Source organism: Megalodesulfovibrio gigas DSM 1382 = ATCC 19364 (assembly GCF_000468495.1).
Classification (GTDB): domain Bacteria; phylum Desulfobacterota; class Desulfovibrionia; order Desulfovibrionales; family Desulfovibrionaceae; genus Megalodesulfovibrio; species Megalodesulfovibrio gigas.
The window spans coordinates 2,502,738-2,523,190 of record NC_022444.1 but is presented as its reverse complement, the minus strand read 5'-3'; the positions used below and the strand labels follow the sequence as shown (position 1 = coordinate 2,523,190).

Genomic DNA, 20,453 nt, shown 5'->3' with positions numbered 1-20,453 from the left:
ACACCGTAGTGCATTTTGTATACAAAATACAAGTGGTCAGCTTCGGATTATTCCACCAACCTGAGACCTCTGCGCAACGCCGCCCGAATGGCCTTACTTTGGATAATTGGCCTTTTCGACCTCAGATTTTGACCGACATTGCCATCGTTTTCTTCATTTACCCCTTATTCTCTGCATTTCTCTTAAAAATTGGGCGCACCATCCCCTCAAGTCCGCATCAACAGCACGGCTTTCTTCAAATTGAAGGCTATCCCCACCAGATACAGTTTCGCCTGGACCTTTTTCAGGCCCAGATAGCGCGCCCGGGCTAGGCCGTAGCCGCGCTTCCAGGTCCCGAACACCCGCTTGGCCGGAGTCACAGGTCAGGGCCTATGCTGCTGCGCTCTTGCAACAGCTTCCGAACGAAGAGTGTCCAGCATGTCCGCCCAGGCCTGCATGAGCGCCCGGCGCTCTTCTTTGTACTGCGCCCGATTGTAGATGGCCCTGATCTTGTCCGCACTGGTGTGGGCAAGCTGGGCCTCTATGACATCATGACGGAATCCAGCTTCATTGAGCAGCGTCGAGGCCATGGACCGGAAGCCGTGGGTCGTCATCTGTTCTTTGGTGTAGCCCATACGTCGGATGGCCACATTGACCGCGTTCTCCGACATGGGCAAATCCTTGTTCCTGGGATTCGGAAAGATGTAACGGCCTCTGCCTGTGAAATGCTGGACTTTTGAAAGCAGCAAGATGGTTTGTGTTGCCAGCGGAACAATATGAGGCTCGCCCCGCAACTTCATTTCCTTCGTGAGTTTCATTTTGTCGGCAGGAACAACCCATTGTCTTGCATCATAATCAATGTCGTCCCATTCGGCGTGCCGGATTGGGCCGGGTCGATTGAAGGTTAGGGCCGAGAAGACCAACGCGGCCCGAACCACGGCAGTCCCCTGATATTCGTCAATTCGCCGCATGAGTTCCCCTGCTTCATCAGGAGTCGTCAGGGCGGCGAAACGCGATTTGACTCGTGGGCAGAGTGCGCCCCGCAGATCTCGACACGGGTCGGACGTAATCAACAGGCGGGCGACCGCAAACTGAAAGATCTGGGAGCATATGCCAAGCACTCGTTTGGCGACTTCCAACGATCCGCGCTCCTCAATCCTCTGCACCACCCAGAGTACGTCGGCAGGTACAATCTCGGCGACGGGCTTGTTGTCAAGCGCGGGATAGACGTTGGTGACAAGGCGATCCACCACGGTTTCGGCGTGCCGCTGTGACCAGATTCCCATTCTCCCCGCAATCCAGTCTCTGGCCACGTATTCAAACGTCATACCCCTGGAGACCGGGAGCACTTTCTTTCTGCTCGCCACACCTGGGTCCTGGCCTTCCTGCAACACTTTCCCGTGAATGTCGCGCTTCTCCCTGGCCTCTTTCAGACTGACATCAGGCCAGGCGCCCAGAGCCAGCCGCTTTTCTTTCCCCTCAAAGCGGTACTTCCAGCGCCAGAGCTTGCCGCCGGCCTTGCTCAATTCCAGGTACACCCCAAGGAATCATGATACCGCTCAATCTTTCCTGATGCCTTGATATTTCATATTCTTACTTCGGTCAGTGGGGGCATAGGGGTCACACCACCGTCAGGATTTGGGGCATAATCGAAGAGAAAGGGCTTCCAGGGTGAGCTATGCCCCCAAAATGCCCCCAATGTGCATGCGCGGTCAGTCATCAGCCTGGTTGCCATGAGACGCGTAAAGCGCAAAAAGTGAAGGCTCTCAGTGCCTTTAAGACACTGAGAGCCTTCTTGAAAATCTTGGATGGCGGAGAGGGTGGGATTCGAACCCACGTGGAGGTGATTAGCCCCCAACTCGATTTCGAGTCGAGCCCGTTACGGCCACTTCGGTACCTCTCCGCATATTCTGACGGGTGAAGCGGAGTTGTTTACCCCATTCCCGGCGCGTTCGCAAGGGGAGATTGGTGCTGACGAGCCAGGCGCCGGGTGCGGAAGAAGTCCGAAAGCAGGCGGCCGCATGTTTCGCCCAGCACGCCGCCCAGGGTCCAGAAGCGGTGGTTGAAGAAGGGCAGGGCGGCACCCGGCAGGTTGGACACCAGCGCCCCGGCCTTGGCGTCCAGCGCGCCGAACACCACGCCGGCCACCCGCGCATGCACCAGCGCCCCCAGGCACATGACGCAGGGTTCCAGGGTGCAGACCAGCACGCTCCCCGGCAGGCGATAATTGCCGCAGGCCCGGGCCGCCGCGCGCAGGGCCAGTATTTCCGCATGCGCCGTGGGATCTGCCGTGGCGATGGGCGCGTTGTGGCCCGTGCCCAGCACCTGGCCGGCGGCATCCAGCAGCACCGCACCCACGGGCGCTTCCCCGGCGGCGGCGGCCTGATGCGCCTGCTCCAGGGCCAGACGCATCAGGGCGTCCCAGTCGGGCCACGCCGTCCAGGCCGCAGGCGGACACAGCGGCGGGGCAGGGCAGATCATCATCCCCTGAGAAAGGCCACACCCCGGGCCAGCAGCTCCACGCCCAGGGTGCCCACGATCTCCGCGCCGCCGCGCGTCCAGTGCGGATGATTGGTCACATCGTTGAAGGCTTCTGGATGCGGCATCAGCCCCAGGATGCGGCCGCTGGGGTCGGTCAGGCCGGCAATGCCCAGGGGCGAGCCATTGGGATTGTGCGGGTAGGCGTCCGTCGGCTCGCCCGTGGCAGGATCAATATATTGCAAGGCAATGAGGTTGTTGGCGATGATTTTTTGAAACACCGCCTCGTCCGCCGGCACCAGCTTGCCTTCGCCGTGGCGCACGGGCAGGTCGATCACATCAATGCCTTTGGTAAAGACGCAGGGCGAGGCCGGGTTGGCCTGCAGGCGCACCCAGCGGTCTTCAAACCGGGCGGAATCGTTGGGGGCAAGGCTCACCTGGCGTTCGAAATACAGGCCGTCCAAGGCTGGCAGCAGGCCCAGCTTGACCAACAGCTGAAACCCGTTGCAGATGCCAAGCACCAGCCCGCCGGCGTCCAGGAAGGTTTTCAGGTCGTCCAGCAGGGAGCGGCCGGACGCGGTGCGCACGTGCCGCCAGCGCAGGGCCGCGGCCTGGCCGGCGCCCAGATCGTCGCCGTCGAGAAATCCGCCGGGGAAGATCAGGAAGTTGTAGTCAGTCAGGCGAACGCGGTCGGCCACCAGGTCGGGAAAAAAGACGATGTCCGCCACGTCTGCGCCGGCCTGTCTGGCGGCGTGGGCGCATTCGCGTTCGCAGTTGGAACCATAGCCGGTGACCACAAGCGCCTTGACGGACGCCGGGGAGGGTGCAGAAGAGTGGGGCATGAGAGACTTCCTTGTATCCAATCGTGCTATGCGTCATGAGATGCGCCAAGATGTCGCAGGGGGCTTGACGAAAGGGAGGTCTTTCGCAAAAGTATTCTCCCGAGCGCCGTGCCACCCGCCGCCGTTGTGCACAGTCTTGGCCGGGATTTCAAGCGCCAGTTTTGCTCCCGCGTGCAGCGCCTTCCAGCATGAGCCGTCTGGCGCAGGCTGTTTCGCGGCATGTCCTTAATTCACTTTGACCTGATTGGAGATTCCGCGATGAAGACCAGCGGTTATTACCGTGGCGGCAAGCCATTGAAAACAAAATTTATCTTTGTCACCGGCGGGGTGTTGTCCTCCCTGGGCAAGGGCCTGGCCGCGGCCTCTTTGGGGGCGCTGCTCATTGCGCGCGGCCTCAAAGTCACCATCCAGAAGCTGGACCCGTACATCAACGTGGACCCCGGGACCATGAACCCCTTCCAGCATGGCGAGGTCTACGTCACGGATGACGGCGCCGAGACTGACCTGGATCTGGGCCACTACGAGCGCTATCTCAACGTGCCCCTGAGCCAGAAAAATAATTACACCTCTGGCTCCATCTACCACAGCGTCATCACCAAGGAGCGCCGCGGGGACTACCTGGGCGGCACCGTGCAGGTGATTCCGCACATCACGGACGAGATCAAGCAGTCCATCCTGAATCTGGCCACCGACGACATGGACGTGGTGATTGTGGAGATCGGCGGCACCGTGGGGGACATTGAGGGCCTGCCGTTTCTGGAGGCCATCCGTCAGCTGCGCGGGGACCTGGGCAAAGAGCAGGTGCTGTACATCCATCTGACCCTGGTGCCGTACATCAAGACCGCCGGCGAACTGAAGACCAAGCCCACCCAGCACAGCGTGAAGGAACTGCGGTCCATCGGCATCATGCCGGATATCATCCTGTGCCGCTGCGAGCAGGCCATTCCGGCGGAGCTCAAGACCAAGATTGCCCTGTTCTGCAACGTGGATGCGGACGCCGTGTTCACCGCCGTGGACGTCAAGAACATCTACGAAGTGCCCCTCAAGTTGTACGAAGAAGGGCTGGATCAGAAGGTGGCCATTCTGCTCAAGCTGCCGGCCAAGAATCCGGACCTGAGCGCCTGGAAGCAGATCACGCAGAAGCTGGTCCACCCCACGGGCAAGGTATCCATTGGCATTGTGGGCAAGTATGTGGATTTGAAAGAAGCCTACAAGAGCCTGCACGAGGCGCTGGTTCACGGCGGCATTGCCAACGAAGTGGCTGTGAATCTGGTGTACGTGAACTCCGAAGAGGTGACGGACAAGACCGTGGCCGGTGCCCTGGCCGGGCTGGACGGCATCCTCGTGCCCGGCGGCTTCGGCAATCGGGGCATTGCCGGGAAAATTAGGGCCATCCAGTACGCCCGGGAAAACAACGTGCCCTTTTTTGGCATCTGCCTGGGGATGCAGTGCGCGGTCATCGAATTTGCCCGCAACGTGCTCAAGCTGGATGCAGACTCCCAGGAGTTCAATCCCCTCACGCAGCATCCGGTCATTTACCTGATGAAGGAATGGTTCGACTACCGCACCCAGAAGGTGGAGGTGCGCGGCAAGGATACGGACCTGGGCGGCACCATGCGCCTGGGCGCATACCCTTGCGTGCTGGCGTCGGACACCAAGGCGCATGCGGCCTACGGCAAGGACGAAATCCAGGAACGCCACCGCCATCGCTACGAATTCAATCAGACCTACAAGGAAATGTGCGAGGAAATGGGCCTGGTGTTCTCCGGCCTCTCCCCGGACAAGCAACTGGTGGAAATTGTGGAACTGCCGGACCATCCCTGGTTTCTGGGCTGCCAGTTCCATCCGGAATTCCAGTCCGGTCCCATGCGGCCGCATCCGCTGTTCCGGGAATTCATCAAGGCCGCCAAGGCTGCCCAGGCCGCCAAGACCGCGGCAACGGGCAAGGCATGAGGCCCGTTCTCCACGGCAATCCCGCCATCCGCCGCGCCCGAGCCCTGGGCGCGGCGAGGCATGTGCGGCTGCTGGTGCTGGATGTGGACGGCGTGCTGACCGACGGCCGGCTGCTGTACGAGGAGGCTGGTCCCGTGGGCAAGGCTTTCCACGCCCAGGACGGCCTGGGCATGAAGGCCGCCCAGGCCCAGGGGCTGCATATCGCCGTCATCAGCGGGCTGGATTCTCCGGTGGTGGCCCGGCGGGTGCACGAGCTGGGGGTGGAGGAATACTATCCCGGCCATCGCCACAAGGTGGAAGCCCTGCAACTGGCCCTGGACCGCTACGGGCTGGACTGGCCGCAGGCGGCCTACCTGGGAGACGACTGGGTAGACCTGGCCGTGATGCAGCGCGTGGGCCTGCCCATGGCTGTGGCCGACGCCCAGCCGGAATGTCTGCGCCAGGCGCTGTGGATTGGCCGGCGACCCGGCGGCCGCGGCGCAGCACGGGAAGCCATCCGGTTTATCCTCCAGGCCCAGGGCCGGCTGGACAAGGCCGTGGCAAGCTTTATTCATAAGGAGCGATAACCTCCCTGCCGGCCCGCGCATCCTCGCGCTTCCCCCTTGACATGTCTGGATATGTTCCGCCATCCCACCATCTATTGCAAGGGTCGTGCTTCTGTGGCATTACTTAAACCGTCCAAGACGTTAGGATGCAGGTTGCAGCCGCTGTCTTGTCAATCTTGTGATTCTTTGCTCATGGAGCGCAGCTGAAACATGGCCCTGGAACTCAGACAATCCCTCAAGCTGAGCCAGCAACTGGTGATGACCCCCCAGTTGCAGCAAGCCATCAAGCTGTTGCAGCTTTCCAGAATAGAGCTGCTGGAGACCGTCCAGCAGGAGCTGTTGGAAAATCCGTTTCTGGAAGAATCAGCCCAGGAAGCCACGCCGGAGCAGGCCTGTCAGGATGCCGCCCCCGTGGGCCAGGAGCGTGACGCCGTCACCGAACGGGACATGCTCAAGAGTGCGGATTGGGAAGATTACATCGGCGACTTCGCCTCCACCACGCGCCAGATGAACCCGCGCGAAACGGAAATTCCCGAGGACGGCCTCTCGTTTGAGGCTCGTCTCACCTCCAGCCACAGCCTGGAAGGGCACCTGGAATGGCAGTTGCGGCTCTCCTGCGCCACGCCGCGGGAGCTGGAGATAGGGGATGCCATTATCGGCAATCTCGGGTCCTCCGGCTATCTTCAGGCCACCGCCGAGGAGCTGGCCGCCATGACCAGCGCCACCGTGGACGAGGTGGAGGCCGTGCTGTACAAGGTGCAGCGCCTGGACCCTGTGGGCGTGGCAGCCCGCACGCCGCAGGAATGCCTGTTGCTGCAGCTGGAATTGTACAAAATGGATACGGACCCCATCCTCGTGGGGCTGGTCCGGGAGCATCTGGAAGATCTGGAAAAAAAGCGCTACAAGCCTCTTGCGCGCAAATTCAAGATTTCCCTGGAAGAATTGCGAGAGTACCTGGAGGTTATCCAGGGGCTGGATCCCATGCCCGGCGCGAGCTTCGGATCGGGCGAGCCCAGCTACGTCAGCCCGGATGTCTTTGTCTACAAGCTCGGCGACGAGTGGGTGGTGCTGCTCAACGAGGAAGGCCTGCCCCGGTTGGAGCTGTCCACAGCCTATGGGGAGCTGCCCTCCAGAAGCGAAAAGGAACGTGATTACCTGCAGGAAAAAATGCGTTCCGCCCAGTGGCTGATGAAAAGTCTCTACCAGCGTCAGCGTACGCTCTTCAAGGTGGCGGAGAGCGTGGTCAAATACCAGCGGGAGTTCTTTGAACACGGTGTTACGCAGCTTAAACCGTTGATTCTCAAGGATATTGCTGAAGATATCGGCATGCATGAATCCACGGTCTCCCGCATTACCACCAGCAAATACATGGCCACCCCCCACGGCACCTTTGAGTTGAAATTTTTCTTCAACAGCGCTCTGGAACTGGACGATGGCACCCAGGTGGGTTCGGAGAGCGTCAAGGCCCTCATCAAGCGGCACATCAGTGCCGAGGATGTCAAGGCGCCCCTTTCCGACGAGCGCATTGCAGAAATCCTCAAAGAGACGTTGCATGTAAACATCGCCCGCCGTACAGTGGCCAAGTACCGTATGGCCCTGGACATCCCTTCCTCGTCCAAGCGACGGGAAATGTTCTGATCCTAAACCCCGCCCGACGCTTATAGCGGCGCGGCGGCGCACCGACCGGGAGCGCCTATGCAAATTACCTTTACGTTCAAGAACTTTGAGCCGTCCGAGCACCTCAAGCAGTATGCGCATCGTCGCTTTGAGAAGCTCACCAAATACCTTGAGCGCACCGACGCCACTGCGGAGCTGCAAGTCGCCCTGAGCGTGGAAAAACAGCGTCACATGGCCGAAGTGAAGCTCGTGGGCGATGGCCTGCACCTCTCCGCCTCCGAGTCCAGCGAAGACATGTACCAGACCGTGGACCTCATCCTGGACAAGCTCGACGCCCAGATGCGCAAGCACCGCGAAAAGAGCAAGGACAAGCGCAAGGGTGGGGACGTTTCTGCCAGCGGCCGCACCGTGCGCACGGAAGTGTTCCAGTTCAGCGCCACGCCCTCCGGCGGTCGCGAGCGCAGCATTGTGGACTCGGACCACTTTGAGCCCAAGCCCATGAGCATCGACGAAGCTGCCGAACAGCTGGAAAATGCCCAGGAACAGTTCCTCGTGTTCCAGGATTCGGATACCAGCCGCGTGAATGTGCTCTACCGGCGCAGAAACGGCGACTTCGGCCTCATTGATCCTGGCCTGTAGGGAGATTAGAGCAGCGGTATGAAACTGGAGGAATACCTCGACCCGCGGCTGGTGCTGCCCGACCTGCACGCAACCGCCAAGCCGGCTGTGTTGCAGGAGCTCATCACCCCGGTGGCAGATGTGCTGCCCGGATTCGACGTCAAAAAAGCCCTGCAGGTGCTGCTGGAGCGCGAATATCTGGGCACCACCGGCATTGGCGACGGCATTGCCATTCCGCACGGCAAGCTGGCGGAACTGGACAAGATTGTGTTGGTGGTGGGCCGCAGTAAGGATGGCGTGGACTTCGAGGCCCTGGATCTCAAACGCTGCACCATCTTCTTTCTGGTCCTTGCACCGGAGCAGGTGGCCGGCATGCATTTGCGCATTCTGGCTCACATCTCCCGCCTGCTCAAGGATGAAGCCTTCCGGCGCGATTTTCTGAGCACGCCGGATAAGGAGAGTCTGTGGAAACTGCTTGCGAGAACATAGCGTCGTCCGCCACGTTCCCCCTGGTCATTGTCTGTGGCCTGTCGGGAGCTGGCAAATCCACCGCCCTGGGCGTGTTTGAAGATCTGCGGTTTTTTACCGTGGACGGCATCCCGCCCAGCCTGGCGCCCAAGCTGGCCGGACTCTTCATCGGCGAAACCCGCCGGCAGTTCCGCGGCCTGGCCCTGGGCGTGGATGTGCGCAATGTTGAGAGCAAGGAAAGCATCGCCAATGCCTGGATGGCGGTGATGGAAGAAATGAAGGGCCTGGGGGCCAGCCCCCAGGTCCTCTTTCTGGAAGCCCGCACCCCGGTGCTCATGCGGCGCTACGCCGCCACCCGGCGGCCGCACCCCGTGCTGCAACTGCTCTGCACCGGGGAAGAAACCTGCGGCATGGGCCTGGAACAGGCCATCGAAACAGAAGTCGAAGCCCTGCAGCCCCTGCGTACCCTGGCCGACCTGGTGGTGGACACCTCCGACCATTCCGTGCACGATCTGCGGCGCGTCATCAAGGACAAGTGGGGCGCGCTGGACCAGAACGGCAAGGCCCTGACCATCCACCTCATCACCTTTGGCTTCAAATACGGCCCGCCCTCGGAGGCCGACTTGATGTTCGACCTGCGCTTCCTCCCCAACCCGTATTTTGTGGAGGAATTGCGCCCGTTGACAGGAAAGGACCCCGCCATCGTGGACTATGTGCTCGCCACGGATCCCGGGAAAACCTTCCTCCACCGGCTCAAGGAATTTGTGCTGTACCTGATGCCGCTCTATGACGCGGAAGGCCGGTACCGCATTGCCATTGCCATCGGGTGCACCGGTGGCCGGCATCGTTCCGTGGCGGTCACGGAAGCCCTGTACGCCACGCTCAAGGCTGCCGGCTATCCGGTTTCTATTGAGCACCGGCACATCGCGCTGGGCTAACCAACATCAGGGGAACGCATGACTCAGGACTCCCAAGCCCAGCCCCGCACCGGCGTGGTGGTGGTGACCCATGCCGACTACGGCGCGCACCTGCTGCATGCGGCGGAATTCATCCTCGGCCCGCAAACCGGCTGCGCCGCCTTGTGCGTGGACAACACCCAGAGCGTGGACGCCATTGTGGAGCGCCTCAAGGAAGCCGTGGTTCGCTGCAACGAAGGTCCCGGCGTGCTGCTGGTGACGGATATGTTCGGCGGCACTCCCACCAACCTGAGCCTCTCCCTCCTGGGGCAGGAACCACCCCTGTGCGACCTGGAAGTGGTGACCGGCGTGAACCTGCCCATGCTCCTCAAGGCCCTTGGCGCACGGCATCTGGGGCCGGAGCAACTGGCCGTGGAAGCCAAAAAGGCAGGCGGGCAGGGCATTGTCGTGGCGGGCGAACTCTTGCGCAGCCGCGTCAAAGGAAGTTAAAAAGGGAGCCGCCATGTTCTGGGTGCGTGTGGACAACCGCCTGGTGCATGGCCAGGTGATCGAAACATGGTTGCCGCATACCGATTGCGAAGTGCTGGTGGTGTGCAACGATGCCGTGGCCGGCGATGTGCTGCAGCAGGAAATCATGACCCTGGCCATCCCCCACGCCATCGAAACCTTGTTCGTCACGGTGGCCGATCTGCCCGCCACCATGACCCGTCTGGCCCGCAATTACGAGGTGACCAATACCCTGGTCCTGTTCAACTCCTGCATGGATGCCCGCGCCGCCGTGGAGCACGGCTTCCGCTGCAGGATTGTGAACATCGGCAACCTGCATTATGCTCCGGGCAAGCGTCAGCTGTTGGCCCATGTGGCTGTTTCCGAAGAAGAGTCCGGCTGCCTGGCCTGGCTGGCAGGGCACGGCGTGGAGTTGGATTTCCGTTGCCTGCCCACGGAGCCCGTCACCCTCAAGCCCATCTGGTGAACGCGCCATGGATCTTGCCCTCATGCCCCTGCCTCTGGCCGCGTTGACGGCAAGTTTTTTTTTGCCCTGACAGGTCTGGGCCGCTTCACCATCAATCTGGGTATCCTGGAACGGCCTCTGTGCATCGCCTTTCTCTGGGGCCTGTTTTTCGGCGATATGACAGCCGCCCTGGGCGTGGGCATCTTTTTTGAGCTGTTCTGGCTGGATTCCATCCCCGCCGGCACCCACATCCCCCCGAACAACGCCTTCTCCACCATTCTGTGCCTGGGGCTGCTCTCCTATTTTTCCATGCCTGCCCCGGCGGAATTGCCCCTGGCTCTGGCGGTGTCCTTGCCGGCAGCCCGGCTGGGCGCCCGGCTGGAAGCCCGGCGTCGCACCGCCCTGGATGCGGACTATGACCGCATGCTGCGGTGGGCCACGATGGAAGGCGATGCCTCCCTTGCCATGGCCGGCGCAGATGCGGCCTCCCCCGGCGCGGTGATCTGGAAAGCCGTGAGCAGAATGTTTGTCCTCAATTTGATTGTGTGTTTTGTCACATTTCTTGGCCTTGGCCTGCTCCTGCGCTGGCTGAACCTCCCAACCCTGTGCCGGGACATGAATATTACCGTAACATGGGGACATTGCTGGCTTGCTGCCGCACTGGGCGGGGCGCTTTCCCTGCGCAACAAACGCGCGTACGCTGTTTTAATGACGCTGGTGGCCGTGTTTACGCTCTGGAGGCTCTTTCAGTGCGGAGAAGGCGGTTGTCAGGCGCTTTGGTTTGTGATAATTGGAACGAACTCCATGTGAGTTAATCTGTACCACGTTGAAATCACTGGACGTTTGTGCAACATCCGTTGCCTTGCGTCGATGCATGCCAACAACCTGTGAGGAGGAGAGACATGTCTGTTCTCGTTTTCGGCCACAAGAGCCCGGATACCGACACCGTCGTCAGCGCCATCGCCGTTGCGGATCTCAAGAGCAAGTTGGGCGTGGCTGCCAAGCCTGTGGCCCTCGGCAAGCTGAATCCCGAAACCGAATTCGTGCTCGGCAAGTTCGGCCTCACCGCTCCTGAAGTGGTGGAGTCCGTGGCTGGCCAGAAGGTCATCGTGGTGGACACCACCGACCTGACCCAGCTGCCCGACGACATCGCCAAGGCGGAAGTGCTGGGCGTGGTGGACCACCACAAGCTCGGCAGCCTGACCACCCCCGCCCCCCTGGAAATGTGGGTCTGGCCCGTGGGCTGCACCGGCACCATTGTCAAGGCCATGTACGACTTCTTCAAGGTCGAAGTGCCTGCCAACATCGCCGGCGCTCTGCTGTGCGCCATCCTGTCCGACACCGTGATCTTCAAGTCCCCCACCTGCACCGACGCTGACAAGAAGGCCTGTGAAGAACTGGCCGCCATCTGTGGCGCCACCGACCTGCAGGCCCTGGGCATGGAAATGTTCAAGGTCAAGTCCGCCGTGGACGGCGTGCCTGCCCGCGAATTGGTCTTCCGCGACTACAAAGACTTCGACATGAGCGGCAAGAAAGTTGGCATCGGCCAGCTGGAAGTGGTGGACCTGGCCATCCTGGACGCCCACCGCGCCGGCCTGGCTGAAGAAATCATCAAGATCAAGGCCGAAAAGGGCAACCACAGCGTCTTCCTGCTCCTCACGGACATCATCAAGGAAGGCTCTCTGATGCTCATCGCCACCGACGACGCCACCGTGGTCGAGAAGGCTTTCGGCACCAAGGCCGACAAGGAACTCTGGCTGGCCGGCGTGCTCTCCCGTAAGAAGGACGTGGTGCCTCCTTTCGAGAAGGCTTTCGCCTAAGTCTGCCGTCTCCCCGTGCAGCGGGGGGAGATGCAGCCCATGCGCCCCGTCCGGACCATGTGTCCGGGCGGGGTTTTTTTGCCAAAATCGCTCGACTTTTTCCCGATTCGCGCCACACCTGCGCTGGCGATGCACCGTGCGGGCGTTCCTGTTGACGCGGATGGCTGCCGGCGGCGCATGGTCAGTCTGGCGCCGCGGCACTGGGGTGTGCACAAATCAATACCGATCTGGCCGGCAGGGCGAATAGGCGGACCTGTTCCGTCTTGACAGCGCCGGGCAAAGGGATCACAGGCAGCAGTCATGAACGTCAAATCCACTCCCTCTTCGTTTCCTCCGGTGGCCGTGGCGGCGCTGTGCGTGGCGCTGCTGTTCTGGTCCTCGGCGTTTGTGGCCATTCGCGCAGCGTTGCCGGACTTTTCCCCGGGCCACCTCGCCTGCCTGCGTTTTCTGACGGCCTCGGCCTGTCTGGTGCCCATGGTCATCGTCCACCGCCTGCGCAACGGTTTCTTCCCGCCGCCGCGTCTCCGGGACCTGCCGGGCATCTTTCTGCACGGGTTTGTGGGATTTTTCGTCTACCACATGCTGCTAAACGAAGGGGAAAAGACCGTCACCGGGGCGTCGGCGGCCTTCCTCATCGGGGCCATCCCGGTCTGTTCCACCCTGCTTGCGGCGCTGTTTCTGAAGGAAGCCCTCACGCGCCGGGCCATCCTGGGGCTGGTGGTGAGCATCCTGGGGGTGACGATCATCGCACTCGGCGAGGGCGGCGGGCTGACCTTCGACCGCGGCGCGCTGCTGGTGCTGGTGGCTGCCGTGGCCGAGAGCGTGTACTTCGTGGCCATCAAGGAGCGGCTGGCCCGCTATGGCAGCCTGGCGTACACCATCTATACCATGTGGGCCGGGACGATATTCCTGTGCCTGAGTCTGCCCGGCCTGGGCGACGCCGTGGCCAAGGCCTCGCCGCAAGGGTTCTGGAGCGTGATTTACCTGGGCGTCTGCCCCGCGGCCCTGGGCTATGTGCTGTGGAACTACGCGCTTTCCAAGGGGCAGGTGGGATGGATCTCCAGCACGCAGTTCAGCCAGCCCTTCATTGCCATGGCCGTGGGGCTGGTGTGGCTGGGGGAATTGCCAGGCCAGTTGTCCATCCTGGGGGGGCTGGTGGCCATCTTCGGCGCGGCCATCACCACGGGCCAGCTGAAGCTGCTTGCGCGGCGCTGGCGCAAGGCCTGATGGCGCCCCGCCACTTTCTCCGGGGGGATGGCGATTGATTGGCTATCCCACTGAAACCGTCATGCGATAGTTGCGCTGGCGGGAATTATCTCTATGACCTCTTGCATGGCACCCAATCCACAACAAACAAAAAAATAACGCTTAACCCTCTGACATTCCGAGCATTCCCCGTCACTCCGCCGCACATTCGTTTTGTGCATGCCGTGCCGCGCTGCGCATGATTTCAAGAGGTTGCGCAGGGGGGAAATATGAGAGCGGACACATAGCGGACACGATTGAAGTGGGCAAATGAGATACTCGTCATAATCCATGTTATGTGAATCACTCACAGGTCTCAAAAGTGATTTTTGCCAATGCAAGAATGCAAAACGATACAATTCAATGGGCTCTAATGACGTTTCTTAAGGAAGTCTTTGACGAGAATGTCTGCTTTAGATGACGACTCAAGAATAATTCCATCTGATTTCTTGGCAGTCTGTATCGAGGACTTCACTATAAGCTCTTCTTTTGAATTGTATTCGAATGATTGATATAGTTGTAGATATTCGTTTTTTGTGTGAACACCAGTGCTGTCAGCGACAGGTATGATTGCAATTCTGTCGGGAGATTTTAGCCCATCGGCTAATCCAATTTCCCAAGGCACCCAGCGAGATTTCAAAGCGTTATTTGTCGCAAGCAAAAGAACAAGGTCTGATTCATTTACTTTCTGTTTTAATGCTTTTGCTGTTGTGATGTCGGTGACTGGAGATAAGTTGCTGTCAAGCCAGTCAATATATATAGTGTAGTCGAGTTTTTCTAGGACATATTTGATGCCTAACGCTAGATCCTTGTCGTGATGACTATGTGATAAAAAAATATTAGTATCAGGGTCTCGCCTATGAGCATAGATTTTTTTCACAAAAAAGCTTTTATGGTGTTCAGTTTTGGCTAGCCTCAAATCGTGCTCAGTAATGAATACCATGTAGAGTGCCTCTCCCTGCTTTTGATGCAGCATTTTCGATCCATGCTGCAAGGTTGGCTTGACCGTTGTTAATCACCCAATCATAGACGGGATAGATATCAGACAAATTAGCATTTCTTCCGTTGTGATGCGCAGTTAGCACAGAGAAGGGGTTGGCGCCTTTTGGTGAAGTGTTTCCAAGGCGATCTTTCAGGTTGTGAATAAAAATTCCAAGCAATCCATTGCCCCTCGCGTGGCTCTGCAAGATTTCATATCGAACGAATTTTCTTTTAAATGTCTCTTCTCCTATTAAAACAATAGTTACAGATGTGTTGAATAATTGCGAATTGATCCATGATTTAATTGCCTCGTCGCCGCGGCGCTTGATACTCTCCCATTCTGCTGCATCCCAAAATCCAGCAGCTGTTCTTTCTTTAGTGACCCAACAGTTACGTATTTGAGCAACACGCCAAATGTCATTCTGGTAATGAAAACTGAAGAATACGCGTCTTGCCACCTTGTTTTCCTTATTGGGCTATACAACATACGAAAAATATTGAGATAATTATACCAAGATAAAAAAAGCTAATTGACCATGATTTCAACGCATCCCAGCAATTAGCGGCCGATAAGCCTCGGTTGGACCTCTTTGCGACAAATAATTCGTCTTTCGAGAATGTGTTATCATGGAGTTTTTCGACAGAATTGTTGTACATATTCCTATATTCCCTTTCAAGGGATAAGTAAAAAACATCTAAAGCGCAAAATAATAACGTTACAAAAACAGCGATTAATAGGACACTAGTGGTGTTTTCACTGGTTACGGCAATCGCAACCACTGCAGCAGTGAGAGTTATGCACAGTGTCTTGCACAGGGCACTATTTCCAGCGAGTCTGCTGATAATGCCTTGCAGAATTGATAGATGAGTCTGAATGTTAGTTGAGTCTATTGTTAGTATGCCATTCTGTTGCATGAGGCCTCCCTCTGTAATGACGCGTGATTGGTCATGCGTTTGTATTTGGATATTTGCCTAGCAACGCGGGGTATTTATTTTTTGGGGCTCTGGTATAGCCAATCCTGAATGTGAATAATGCCACTTTCGATGTCTTTGCTCGTGCCCACGCCCCAAGCGAGCGAGGAGCGAGGCTGGGAGGCCACGGCCTGCGCGAGGGGAGGTGCCGGGATCGGTGTTGGCAGCCAGCCCCCTGCCGCCTCCGTCGCCGTCGCCGTCGCTGGCCCCAATAAGCCATAAGGTGGCGGGGTTCTGCAAGGGAAAAATCATCGTCTGGGCGTAGTTGACGCCACATTTTTCATTGCCTCGCACATCTTCCTGATTCGCCGGGAGTTTTCCCGTACCGATTCCCGCGCGCATGGCACCATGTGGCAGACACGGCGGCCAAGGCAGGCCCGCGCCTCCTTGCTGCCATCGCGCAAGAAGTGCCTGGCACTCAAAAACCGGAAGCTGGAATCGGGAGTGGGTGCGTCTACGGCTTTGCAGCGAGAATTATAAAAAGGGAATCTGGGGGAGAGGGGGGAAAGTTCAGTCATATCGTGGGAATAAAATTTTTTTCGCCAAAAAACCATTTTTATAAAAATGAGGCCAAATTGGCCTCATTTTGTGGTCATTTTTATAAAAAGCGAACGCCTAGTCTATAAAAATTTTTTTCGGTTGGGTTGCCGCGCCGACCGAACCGACGCAGATATACCCTGCAGGCGTGGCCATGGCTACCACTTTTGCGCCCAGGGCAGGCCGGGCACCAGTGATCCGCACCGTCAGCGTGGTTGAACCGACTTTGAGCAGGGCACGATCTCCGACGAAACCGGCAACTGTGCCGGTCAACTGTCCTTTGTCCTTGCTGTTGAATAACTCCGGCGACAGCTGTTTCATGACCGGACCTCCCATCGGAATGCATTTTCGGTGTGGATGGCAGTGGTGAACTCGGCATCGTCAAACGCAGCCTGCACCAATGCAGTCAACGCCATTTCCAGTGCCGCATCTGTTGGCAAACTGAATGGCGAGACAGTCAATGGATCGTCCAACACACTGCCGCTGCCCGCGGCCACGACAATGTCGAAGCCTGGGTGTACGTGCTTTGCTTCACTATTCACGTAGGGCTCCACCCACCATCGCCTTGATACCATGACGTATGCGAACAACCATGATCGGTGCGTGCGCAGGCCGAAGCCATTGACGGTCACCGTACGATCATTCCAGGTCCATTCCCGGACATCCTCATCTCCCTGCGGCGCGGCAGGCTTGCGGACGGTTGTTTTTTCCGTCCATTCGCAGTCTGGCCGGAAGCCAACCCCTGGAAATGTGACGCGGTCTGTTATTTCTTCTTCAAACAGCACCAAATTGTCCGAGAGGTCCGTTGCGAAAAACACCTCACGGCGTGCCGAATATGTTCGGGACGCCTGGATCACGCTTTCGAACTCAGCCCAGACGCACCGCACCGAGTAGGGAGGCCTGGATAATGATGATTCCCTCTCGTTCTGGATAAACGGATGTTCCTCATGCCAGTATTGCAGCACATGGATGTGTCCTTCCTCATTTATGAATTGATGGGTCACTTGGCGGTCCATGGAGGCGGTGTCGTATCCGCTGACTGCATTGGGTTGTTGTATTTCGTCATGACAATATCCGCAGTGTCCGCCCAGTCGTTCACCGTCTACATATGCGTTGTACCAAGGGCACTCGTGTGGGGGATCGCAAGCCAAGTCGGCGCACATGCGTCCTGCCGAGGGCCATGCATCCACGCGTCCTGAGGCGGTCTCCTGCCAGCCCAGGCGCTCTGCCGCGTGCAGGTTGTCCATCTGATCCTCAACAGATACGGAGCGGCTCTGCTCCAGCCAGGGCAAGATGACATCCCGGGTGCAGGGAAAGACGCTGGGCGGGAGCACTCCTCCATTACCATCAGGTAAATCGGCAGCCGGCCGACCGGCCACGGCATCCCAGACTAAGTAGAACTCCCGCCCTCCATGATTGGGGATGCCTGTTGATATGACAATATACTCGGAACATGGCCGGGGAGCGCCATCGGCAAATCCGAAAACGACATGCGCCACTTCCTGCGCGCGGGTGGAGGCTACAATAACGGCGTCGCCTGGTTGGAAGGCCGTGTGGCCCCCGGCCACGGTGGCAGCCTCCGGGCAGTGGTAATGCGCAGGGACGTCGTAGGCCATGCCCCAGGGCATCTCAATATCCATGGTGCCGTTTCGGTTGACAGCGGCGATTGTGCCCGTGCGCAGGCACAACGCCAGCACGTCTCCCATGGGGTGCCGTGTGACGCGAGGCACTGGCCATGGTTGATACGGCGTGGATTCAGCGATGTATGCACCTGCGGCCAGGGGCAGGATGATGCCTCCTGTCAGATCAACCCGCGTTGTGGAGCCTGTCCCATCATTATATATGTCTACCGGCGTCATGGCTTGATCATCGCAGTCGTCGAGGCCGATGGCGACAATAACCCAATCGCCAATGGCCCACTCCGCGTAATCACTGGGGGTGCACATGCATTTTTGCAGGATGGCACCTGCCGGGCCGATCACTGCCACGAGGTATTGCACGTCCTGACTGCCATGCTTTCCCAGCACGTCCAGCACTCTGCCACCGGCGAGACATGCCGTGGCAAAATGTGTGCCTTCGCCGGTGTGCATGGCATACTCGATGCCGTCGAACATGGTCATGGCAGGTTCGATCCATTCGCCCGGCGCCACGCACACATTCTGGAGATCGGAACGGATCAGGGCACCGGCTCCGGGGATGAGTTGCTCGCTCTCTGCGTCTCCACCCTGCATGGAGGGTTGGGAACTGACGCCAACCTGGATGCCCAGCGGCCCGGCGGCAGCATCGTAGCCGTGCTTGATCGCACGGGACCCGCGCCAGCGGCAGTCATCCGGATTGTTGAACTGCACCACTGCATATGGGAGGGGCGCGATATCATCACTGCCGTAAACTGCCTGTGCTGCTTGGCCGACGGTCAATCGTGGGTCAGCGAGGTCGCAATACTGTGTGGCCTGACGCGGGCGGGTTGCGACGGTGACATACACATCGCCAGGGCGGCCCGAGCCGGCCGGCTGCGCCTGGATGGTCAGCACATCCCCCTGTCGCTGCACCCTGGGCGCATCGTCACACACACGTTGCCGTAGGGAGCCCCGTTGGGTGCTATTGGCGCAGCAGACGTAGATATCCACGTATTTGTCGTTCATAACGTCACCCAGTCATTATGCAGGACGTCTTCATAGCTGGGGGTGGATTCAGGGGAGGTGATGCGCAATGTGACACGCTGACCCCGCCGTCCCGGGCCAAACATCGCATAGCCTTGGGCATCCGTGTAGCCGTTTCCCAGGGACGTCTGCACATATGCGTTGGCAATGGGTGTCTGGGTACATTTGTTGATGACGGATAGATGCAGATAGACGGTGGCTTCGGCAGCGGCATCATTCAATGTGAGGTCCTCGGCAGGGTTGCTGCCGTCGGATACCATGTATGCCGAAGATGCACTGGATGTTGCGAGAGTGCTGGTCGTTGCCGTTGTGCTCTTGGATTCAGGATCGATTCCCAGGGACGCCAGTGCATCCCGGCAGGACGCCACCACAGCGATGCGGGGCAAGGCCAGTGCGGAAACAGGCAGTTGCCAGCGGTCATACGACACGGCATATTCCACCAGCAGCACACCAACTACGCTCTGTGACAGCGTGATATCGCTGCCGGCCAGCGTCCATATTTGCCCATGATCAACGCCAATCCAGGTGCAGGCTATGGATTGATCTGCAGGGACGTATTGCAGGCTGGCTGCGTCACTCATGGTAAATGTCAGATATTCGGCGTGATTAAACCTGAGATCACGGCCTATTTTCCGAATGGTTCCGCGGCAGGATGACATCAGTGCATACTGGCAGGCGGCGAAGACACGGATGCAGGCTTCTGACTCTGGATCCTGTTCCATGGTGATGAGTTTTGTATCTGCCGCGGCGGTGCTCACGTCGATAAGGAGGTGGGTGGTTTCAGGCATTACAACTCCAGCAGGTTGCCCTGGCGCATAGGATTTTGTTTTTCTTCAGATTGTGCAGGTGTTGTCTTTTTTGTGCTGGCGACGATTGCCCGGATGCGCTGGGTGGACAGGTTGTACTTTTCGGCGAGCGCGCGATGGTTTGAGCCGGTAAACTCACGTACGATTGCCTCATTGCGGGCCGCGCGTTCGATCCGGTCCAGCTTGTGGAAGTAAATGTACTGTCCGCCGAAGACCGTGGCGATCTTGAGTGCGTTTTCCTCGCCCACCACGGCGGCCAGCTCTCCGTAAATCCCGTCCAGTTTCGTCATTGGGCCATCACCTCCAGCACGGCCTGAGCCTGGGCAAGGAAGAGCTCCCGGCAGGCGTCGCATCGCCGCATGGGACCGGCGGCGCAGCGGGCGCAGGCCACGGCTTGAATGGCCTCGGCAACCTGCGCCATGCGCCCCGCCTCCATCTGGTTTGCCAGCGCCGCTTCAATACGCCGGAGCTGACGCGCGGTGTTGCCTGCATAGCGTCCGGCGAGCACCTGGTAGACCGTGCTTCGCCCAATGCCGGCGGCCAGGCAGAAACGATGCACCGTGCCATGGCGGGTGCGAATCCGTGCCAGGATGTCATCATGCATGCCCCGTCTCGCGCTCCAGTATTGCGATGACCTTGCTTGCCGTCTCGCGCGGCAGCCATTCCAGCCGGGCGACCTTGTGAAATCGGTTCAGCCACACTTCCAGGGACCCCACGTCTTTGCTTCTCGCAAACTCACTCCACAACTTGCGGATATAGTTGATTTGCCGTTGCGTGGCCCTGGATTGAGCCCCGGACGCACGGCGTGCAGGCTGTTGCGCCGGCAGCACGCCGCCCAGGTGATTGGCGAGCGCCACCAATTTTTCTACGGGCAGGTCCCCCGAACTGGAGACCTGAAAATTTTCGGCGAGCATGGTCCGCCACGCGGCGTCATCCATGCCTTGCTGGCGCTTGAGCACATGCACTTTTTTGAGGAGTGCGGTGCGGCGCGGGTCTTTTGGGGGAAGTGTTTCCACCTGGCGTCGATTTTTTACCTGTGCCATAGCTACTCCCGGGATGGTTG

At 59.1% G+C, this 20,453-nt stretch carries 23 protein-coding genes and 1 tRNA gene; 11 read left to right on the top strand and 13 right to left on the bottom strand.

All coding sequences use genetic code 11. The features are described 5' to 3' along the window. Positions 1 to 206: 206 nt before the first annotated feature. From DGI_RS17995 to DGI_RS11140, 5 genes are all read right to left on the bottom strand, one after another. Positions 207 to 359 carry a transposase gene (locus tag DGI_RS17995; protein ID WP_021761155.1) on the bottom strand — a complete coding sequence of 51 codons (153 nt, stop codon included), beginning with the start codon at positions 357 to 359 and terminating at the stop codon, positions 207 to 209. A gap of 3 nt (positions 360 to 362) precedes the next feature. Continuing rightward, on the bottom strand, positions 363 to 1,517 hold the full coding sequence (locus DGI_RS11155) for a tyrosine-type recombinase/integrase (protein ID WP_021761154.1): 1,155 nt from the start codon (positions 1,515 to 1,517) through the stop codon (positions 363 to 365). A 271-nt stretch (positions 1,518 to 1,788) separates the two neighbouring features. Then, positions 1,789 to 1,882 (bottom strand) — tRNA-Ser (locus tag DGI_RS11150). A 29-nt stretch (positions 1,883 to 1,911) separates the two neighbouring features. Continuing rightward, positions 1,912 to 2,463, bottom strand: a complete 552-nt coding sequence (gene tadA / locus DGI_RS11145) for a tRNA adenosine(34) deaminase TadA (protein WP_327023878.1) — start codon at positions 2,461 to 2,463, stop codon at positions 1,912 to 1,914. Continuing rightward, positions 2,460 to 3,299, bottom strand: coding sequence for a phosphoribosylformylglycinamidine synthase subunit PurQ (locus tag DGI_RS11140; protein ID WP_021761152.1), 840 nt, complete (start codon positions 3,297 to 3,299; stop codon positions 2,460 to 2,462). The genes tadA and DGI_RS11140 overlap by 4 nt, the downstream gene beginning before the upstream one ends. A gap of 294 nt (positions 3,300 to 3,593) precedes the next feature. Here DGI_RS11140 and DGI_RS11135 point away from each other — a divergent pair, with 294 nt between their 5' ends. The 11 genes from DGI_RS11135 (at position 3,594) to DGI_RS11085 (ending at position 13,416) form a co-directional block, all read left to right on the top strand. After that, positions 3,594 to 5,252, top strand: a complete 1,659-nt coding sequence (locus tag DGI_RS11135; RefSeq protein WP_021761151.1) for a CTP synthase — start codon at positions 3,594 to 3,596, stop codon at positions 5,250 to 5,252. Next, a complete protein-coding gene (locus DGI_RS11130) occupies positions 5,249 to 5,818 on the top strand; it encodes a KdsC family phosphatase (RefSeq protein WP_021761150.1) in 570 nt (189 codons plus the stop codon). The genes DGI_RS11135 and DGI_RS11130 overlap by 4 nt, the downstream gene beginning before the upstream one ends. Positions 5,819 to 6,007: 189 nt before the next feature. Next, the gene (rpoN, locus tag DGI_RS11125; protein ID WP_021761149.1) at positions 6,008 to 7,435 is read left to right on the top strand and encodes an RNA polymerase factor sigma-54; all 1,428 of its coding nucleotides are present in this window, start codon (positions 6,008 to 6,010) and stop codon (positions 7,433 to 7,435) included. Positions 7,436 to 7,492: 57 nt separating this feature from the next. Beyond that, positions 7,493 to 8,053 carry a ribosome hibernation-promoting factor, HPF/YfiA family gene (hpf, locus tag DGI_RS11120; protein ID WP_021761148.1) on the top strand — a complete coding sequence of 187 codons (561 nt, stop codon included), beginning with the start codon at positions 7,493 to 7,495 and terminating at the stop codon, positions 8,051 to 8,053. 18 nt (positions 8,054 to 8,071) lie between these two features. Beyond that, complete coding sequence (locus DGI_RS11115) at positions 8,072 to 8,521, top strand: PTS sugar transporter subunit IIA (protein ID WP_021761147.1); 450 nt, start codon at positions 8,072 to 8,074, stop codon at positions 8,519 to 8,521. Next, a complete protein-coding gene (gene rapZ / locus DGI_RS11110; RefSeq protein ID WP_021761146.1) occupies positions 8,497 to 9,438 on the top strand; it encodes an RNase adapter RapZ in 942 nt (313 codons plus the stop codon). The genes DGI_RS11115 and rapZ overlap by 25 nt, the downstream gene beginning before the upstream one ends. Before the next feature lie 18 nt (positions 9,439 to 9,456). Next, entirely contained in the window at positions 9,457 to 9,906 is a 450-nt protein-coding gene (locus tag DGI_RS11105; RefSeq protein ID WP_021761145.1) for a PTS sugar transporter subunit IIA, read from the top strand. 13 nt (positions 9,907 to 9,919) lie between these two features. Further along, positions 9,920 to 10,390: a PTS sugar transporter subunit IIB gene (locus DGI_RS11100; protein WP_021761144.1), complete on the top strand. Its 471-nt coding sequence runs from the start codon at positions 9,920 to 9,922 to the stop codon at positions 10,388 to 10,390. Between the two features lie 66 nt (positions 10,391 to 10,456). Beyond that, entirely contained in the window at positions 10,457 to 11,179 is a 723-nt protein-coding gene (locus DGI_RS11095; RefSeq protein WP_081697008.1) for a PTS sugar transporter subunit IIC, read from the top strand. 92 nt (positions 11,180 to 11,271) lie between these two features. Then, positions 11,272 to 12,189, top strand: a complete 918-nt coding sequence (locus DGI_RS11090) for a manganese-dependent inorganic pyrophosphatase (protein WP_021761142.1) — start codon at positions 11,272 to 11,274, stop codon at positions 12,187 to 12,189. A gap of 300 nt (positions 12,190 to 12,489) precedes the next feature. After that, positions 12,490 to 13,416 carry a DMT family transporter gene (locus tag DGI_RS11085; protein ID WP_027193442.1) on the top strand — a complete coding sequence of 309 codons (927 nt, stop codon included), beginning with the start codon at positions 12,490 to 12,492 and terminating at the stop codon, positions 13,414 to 13,416. 388 nt (positions 13,417 to 13,804) lie between these two features. On the opposite strand, the gene DGI_RS17990 is transcribed toward DGI_RS11085, so the two are convergent. From DGI_RS17990 to DGI_RS11055, 8 genes are all read right to left on the bottom strand, one after another. Next, positions 13,805 to 14,377 (bottom strand): toll/interleukin-1 receptor domain-containing protein, encoded by a 573-nt coding sequence (locus tag DGI_RS17990; RefSeq protein ID WP_021761139.1) that lies wholly within the window; start codon positions 14,375 to 14,377, stop codon positions 13,805 to 13,807. Continuing rightward, entirely contained in the window at positions 14,361 to 14,873 is a 513-nt protein-coding gene (locus DGI_RS17985) for a TIR domain-containing protein (protein WP_021761137.1), read from the bottom strand. Before DGI_RS17985 ends, DGI_RS17990 begins: the two co-directional genes overlap by 17 nt. Before the next feature lie 1,129 nt (positions 14,874 to 16,002). Next, the gene (locus tag DGI_RS11080; protein WP_021761135.1) at positions 16,003 to 16,245 is read right to left on the bottom strand and encodes a hypothetical protein; all 243 of its coding nucleotides are present in this window, start codon (positions 16,243 to 16,245) and stop codon (positions 16,003 to 16,005) included. Continuing rightward, positions 16,242 to 18,566: a hypothetical protein gene (locus DGI_RS11075; RefSeq protein ID WP_021761134.1), complete on the bottom strand. Its 2,325-nt coding sequence runs from the start codon at positions 18,564 to 18,566 to the stop codon at positions 16,242 to 16,244. Before DGI_RS11075 ends, DGI_RS11080 begins: the two co-directional genes overlap by 4 nt. Continuing rightward, positions 18,563 to 19,372: a hypothetical protein gene (locus DGI_RS11070; protein WP_021761133.1), complete on the bottom strand. Its 810-nt coding sequence runs from the start codon at positions 19,370 to 19,372 to the stop codon at positions 18,563 to 18,565. The genes DGI_RS11075 and DGI_RS11070 overlap by 4 nt, the downstream gene beginning before the upstream one ends. Beyond that, the gene (locus tag DGI_RS11065) at positions 19,372 to 19,680 is read right to left on the bottom strand and encodes a Mor transcription activator family protein (RefSeq protein ID WP_021761132.1); all 309 of its coding nucleotides are present in this window, start codon (positions 19,678 to 19,680) and stop codon (positions 19,372 to 19,374) included. The genes DGI_RS11070 and DGI_RS11065 overlap by 1 nt, the downstream gene beginning before the upstream one ends. Then, entirely contained in the window at positions 19,677 to 19,994 is a 318-nt protein-coding gene (locus tag DGI_RS11060; protein WP_021761131.1) for a hypothetical protein, read from the bottom strand. The genes DGI_RS11065 and DGI_RS11060 overlap by 4 nt, the downstream gene beginning before the upstream one ends. Then, positions 19,987 to 20,433 carry a regulatory protein GemA gene (locus DGI_RS11055; protein ID WP_027193443.1) on the bottom strand — a complete coding sequence of 149 codons (447 nt, stop codon included), beginning with the start codon at positions 20,431 to 20,433 and terminating at the stop codon, positions 19,987 to 19,989. Before DGI_RS11055 ends, DGI_RS11060 begins: the two co-directional genes overlap by 8 nt. Between the last annotated feature and the right edge of the window lie 20 nt (positions 20,434 to 20,453).

Coding starts and splice junctions, on each gene's coding strand:
- DGI_RS11140 (WP_021761152.1), bottom strand. CDS start 3,299: ATGCCCCACTCTTCTGCACCCTCCCCGGCGTCCGTCAAGGCGCTTGTG.
- rpoN (WP_021761149.1), top strand. CDS start 6,008: ATGGCCCTGGAACTCAGACAATCCCTCAAGCTGAGCCAGCAACTGGTG.
- DGI_RS11085 (WP_027193442.1), top strand. CDS start 12,490: ATGAACGTCAAATCCACTCCCTCTTCGTTTCCTCCGGTGGCCGTGGCG.
- DGI_RS11100 (WP_021761144.1), top strand. CDS start 9,920: ATGTTCTGGGTGCGTGTGGACAACCGCCTGGTGCATGGCCAGGTGATC.
- DGI_RS11105 (WP_021761145.1), top strand. CDS start 9,457: ATGACTCAGGACTCCCAAGCCCAGCCCCGCACCGGCGTGGTGGTGGTG.
- DGI_RS11060 (WP_021761131.1), bottom strand. CDS start 19,994: ATGCATGATGACATCCTGGCACGGATTCGCACCCGCCATGGCACGGTG.
- DGI_RS11115 (WP_021761147.1), top strand. CDS start 8,072: ATGAAACTGGAGGAATACCTCGACCCGCGGCTGGTGCTGCCCGACCTG.
- DGI_RS11075 (WP_021761134.1), bottom strand. CDS start 18,566: ATGAACGACAAATACGTGGATATCTACGTCTGCTGCGCCAATAGCACC.
- tadA (WP_327023878.1), bottom strand. CDS start 2,463: ATGATGATCTGCCCTGCCCCGCCGCTGTGTCCGCCTGCGGCCTGGACG.
- hpf (WP_021761148.1), top strand. CDS start 7,493: ATGCAAATTACCTTTACGTTCAAGAACTTTGAGCCGTCCGAGCACCTC.
- DGI_RS11130 (WP_021761150.1), top strand. CDS start 5,249: ATGAGGCCCGTTCTCCACGGCAATCCCGCCATCCGCCGCGCCCGAGCC.
- DGI_RS11080 (WP_021761135.1), bottom strand. CDS start 16,245: ATGAAACAGCTGTCGCCGGAGTTATTCAACAGCAAGGACAAAGGACAG.
- DGI_RS11065 (WP_021761132.1), bottom strand. CDS start 19,680: ATGACGAAACTGGACGGGATTTACGGAGAGCTGGCCGCCGTGGTGGGC.
- DGI_RS11070 (WP_021761133.1), bottom strand. CDS start 19,372: ATGCCTGAAACCACCCACCTCCTTATCGACGTGAGCACCGCCGCGGCA.
- DGI_RS11055 (WP_027193443.1), bottom strand. CDS start 20,433: ATGGCACAGGTAAAAAATCGACGCCAGGTGGAAACACTTCCCCCAAAA.
- DGI_RS17990 (WP_021761139.1), bottom strand. CDS start 14,377: ATGGTATTCATTACTGAGCACGATTTGAGGCTAGCCAAAACTGAACAC.
- DGI_RS11090 (WP_021761142.1), top strand. CDS start 11,272: ATGTCTGTTCTCGTTTTCGGCCACAAGAGCCCGGATACCGACACCGTC.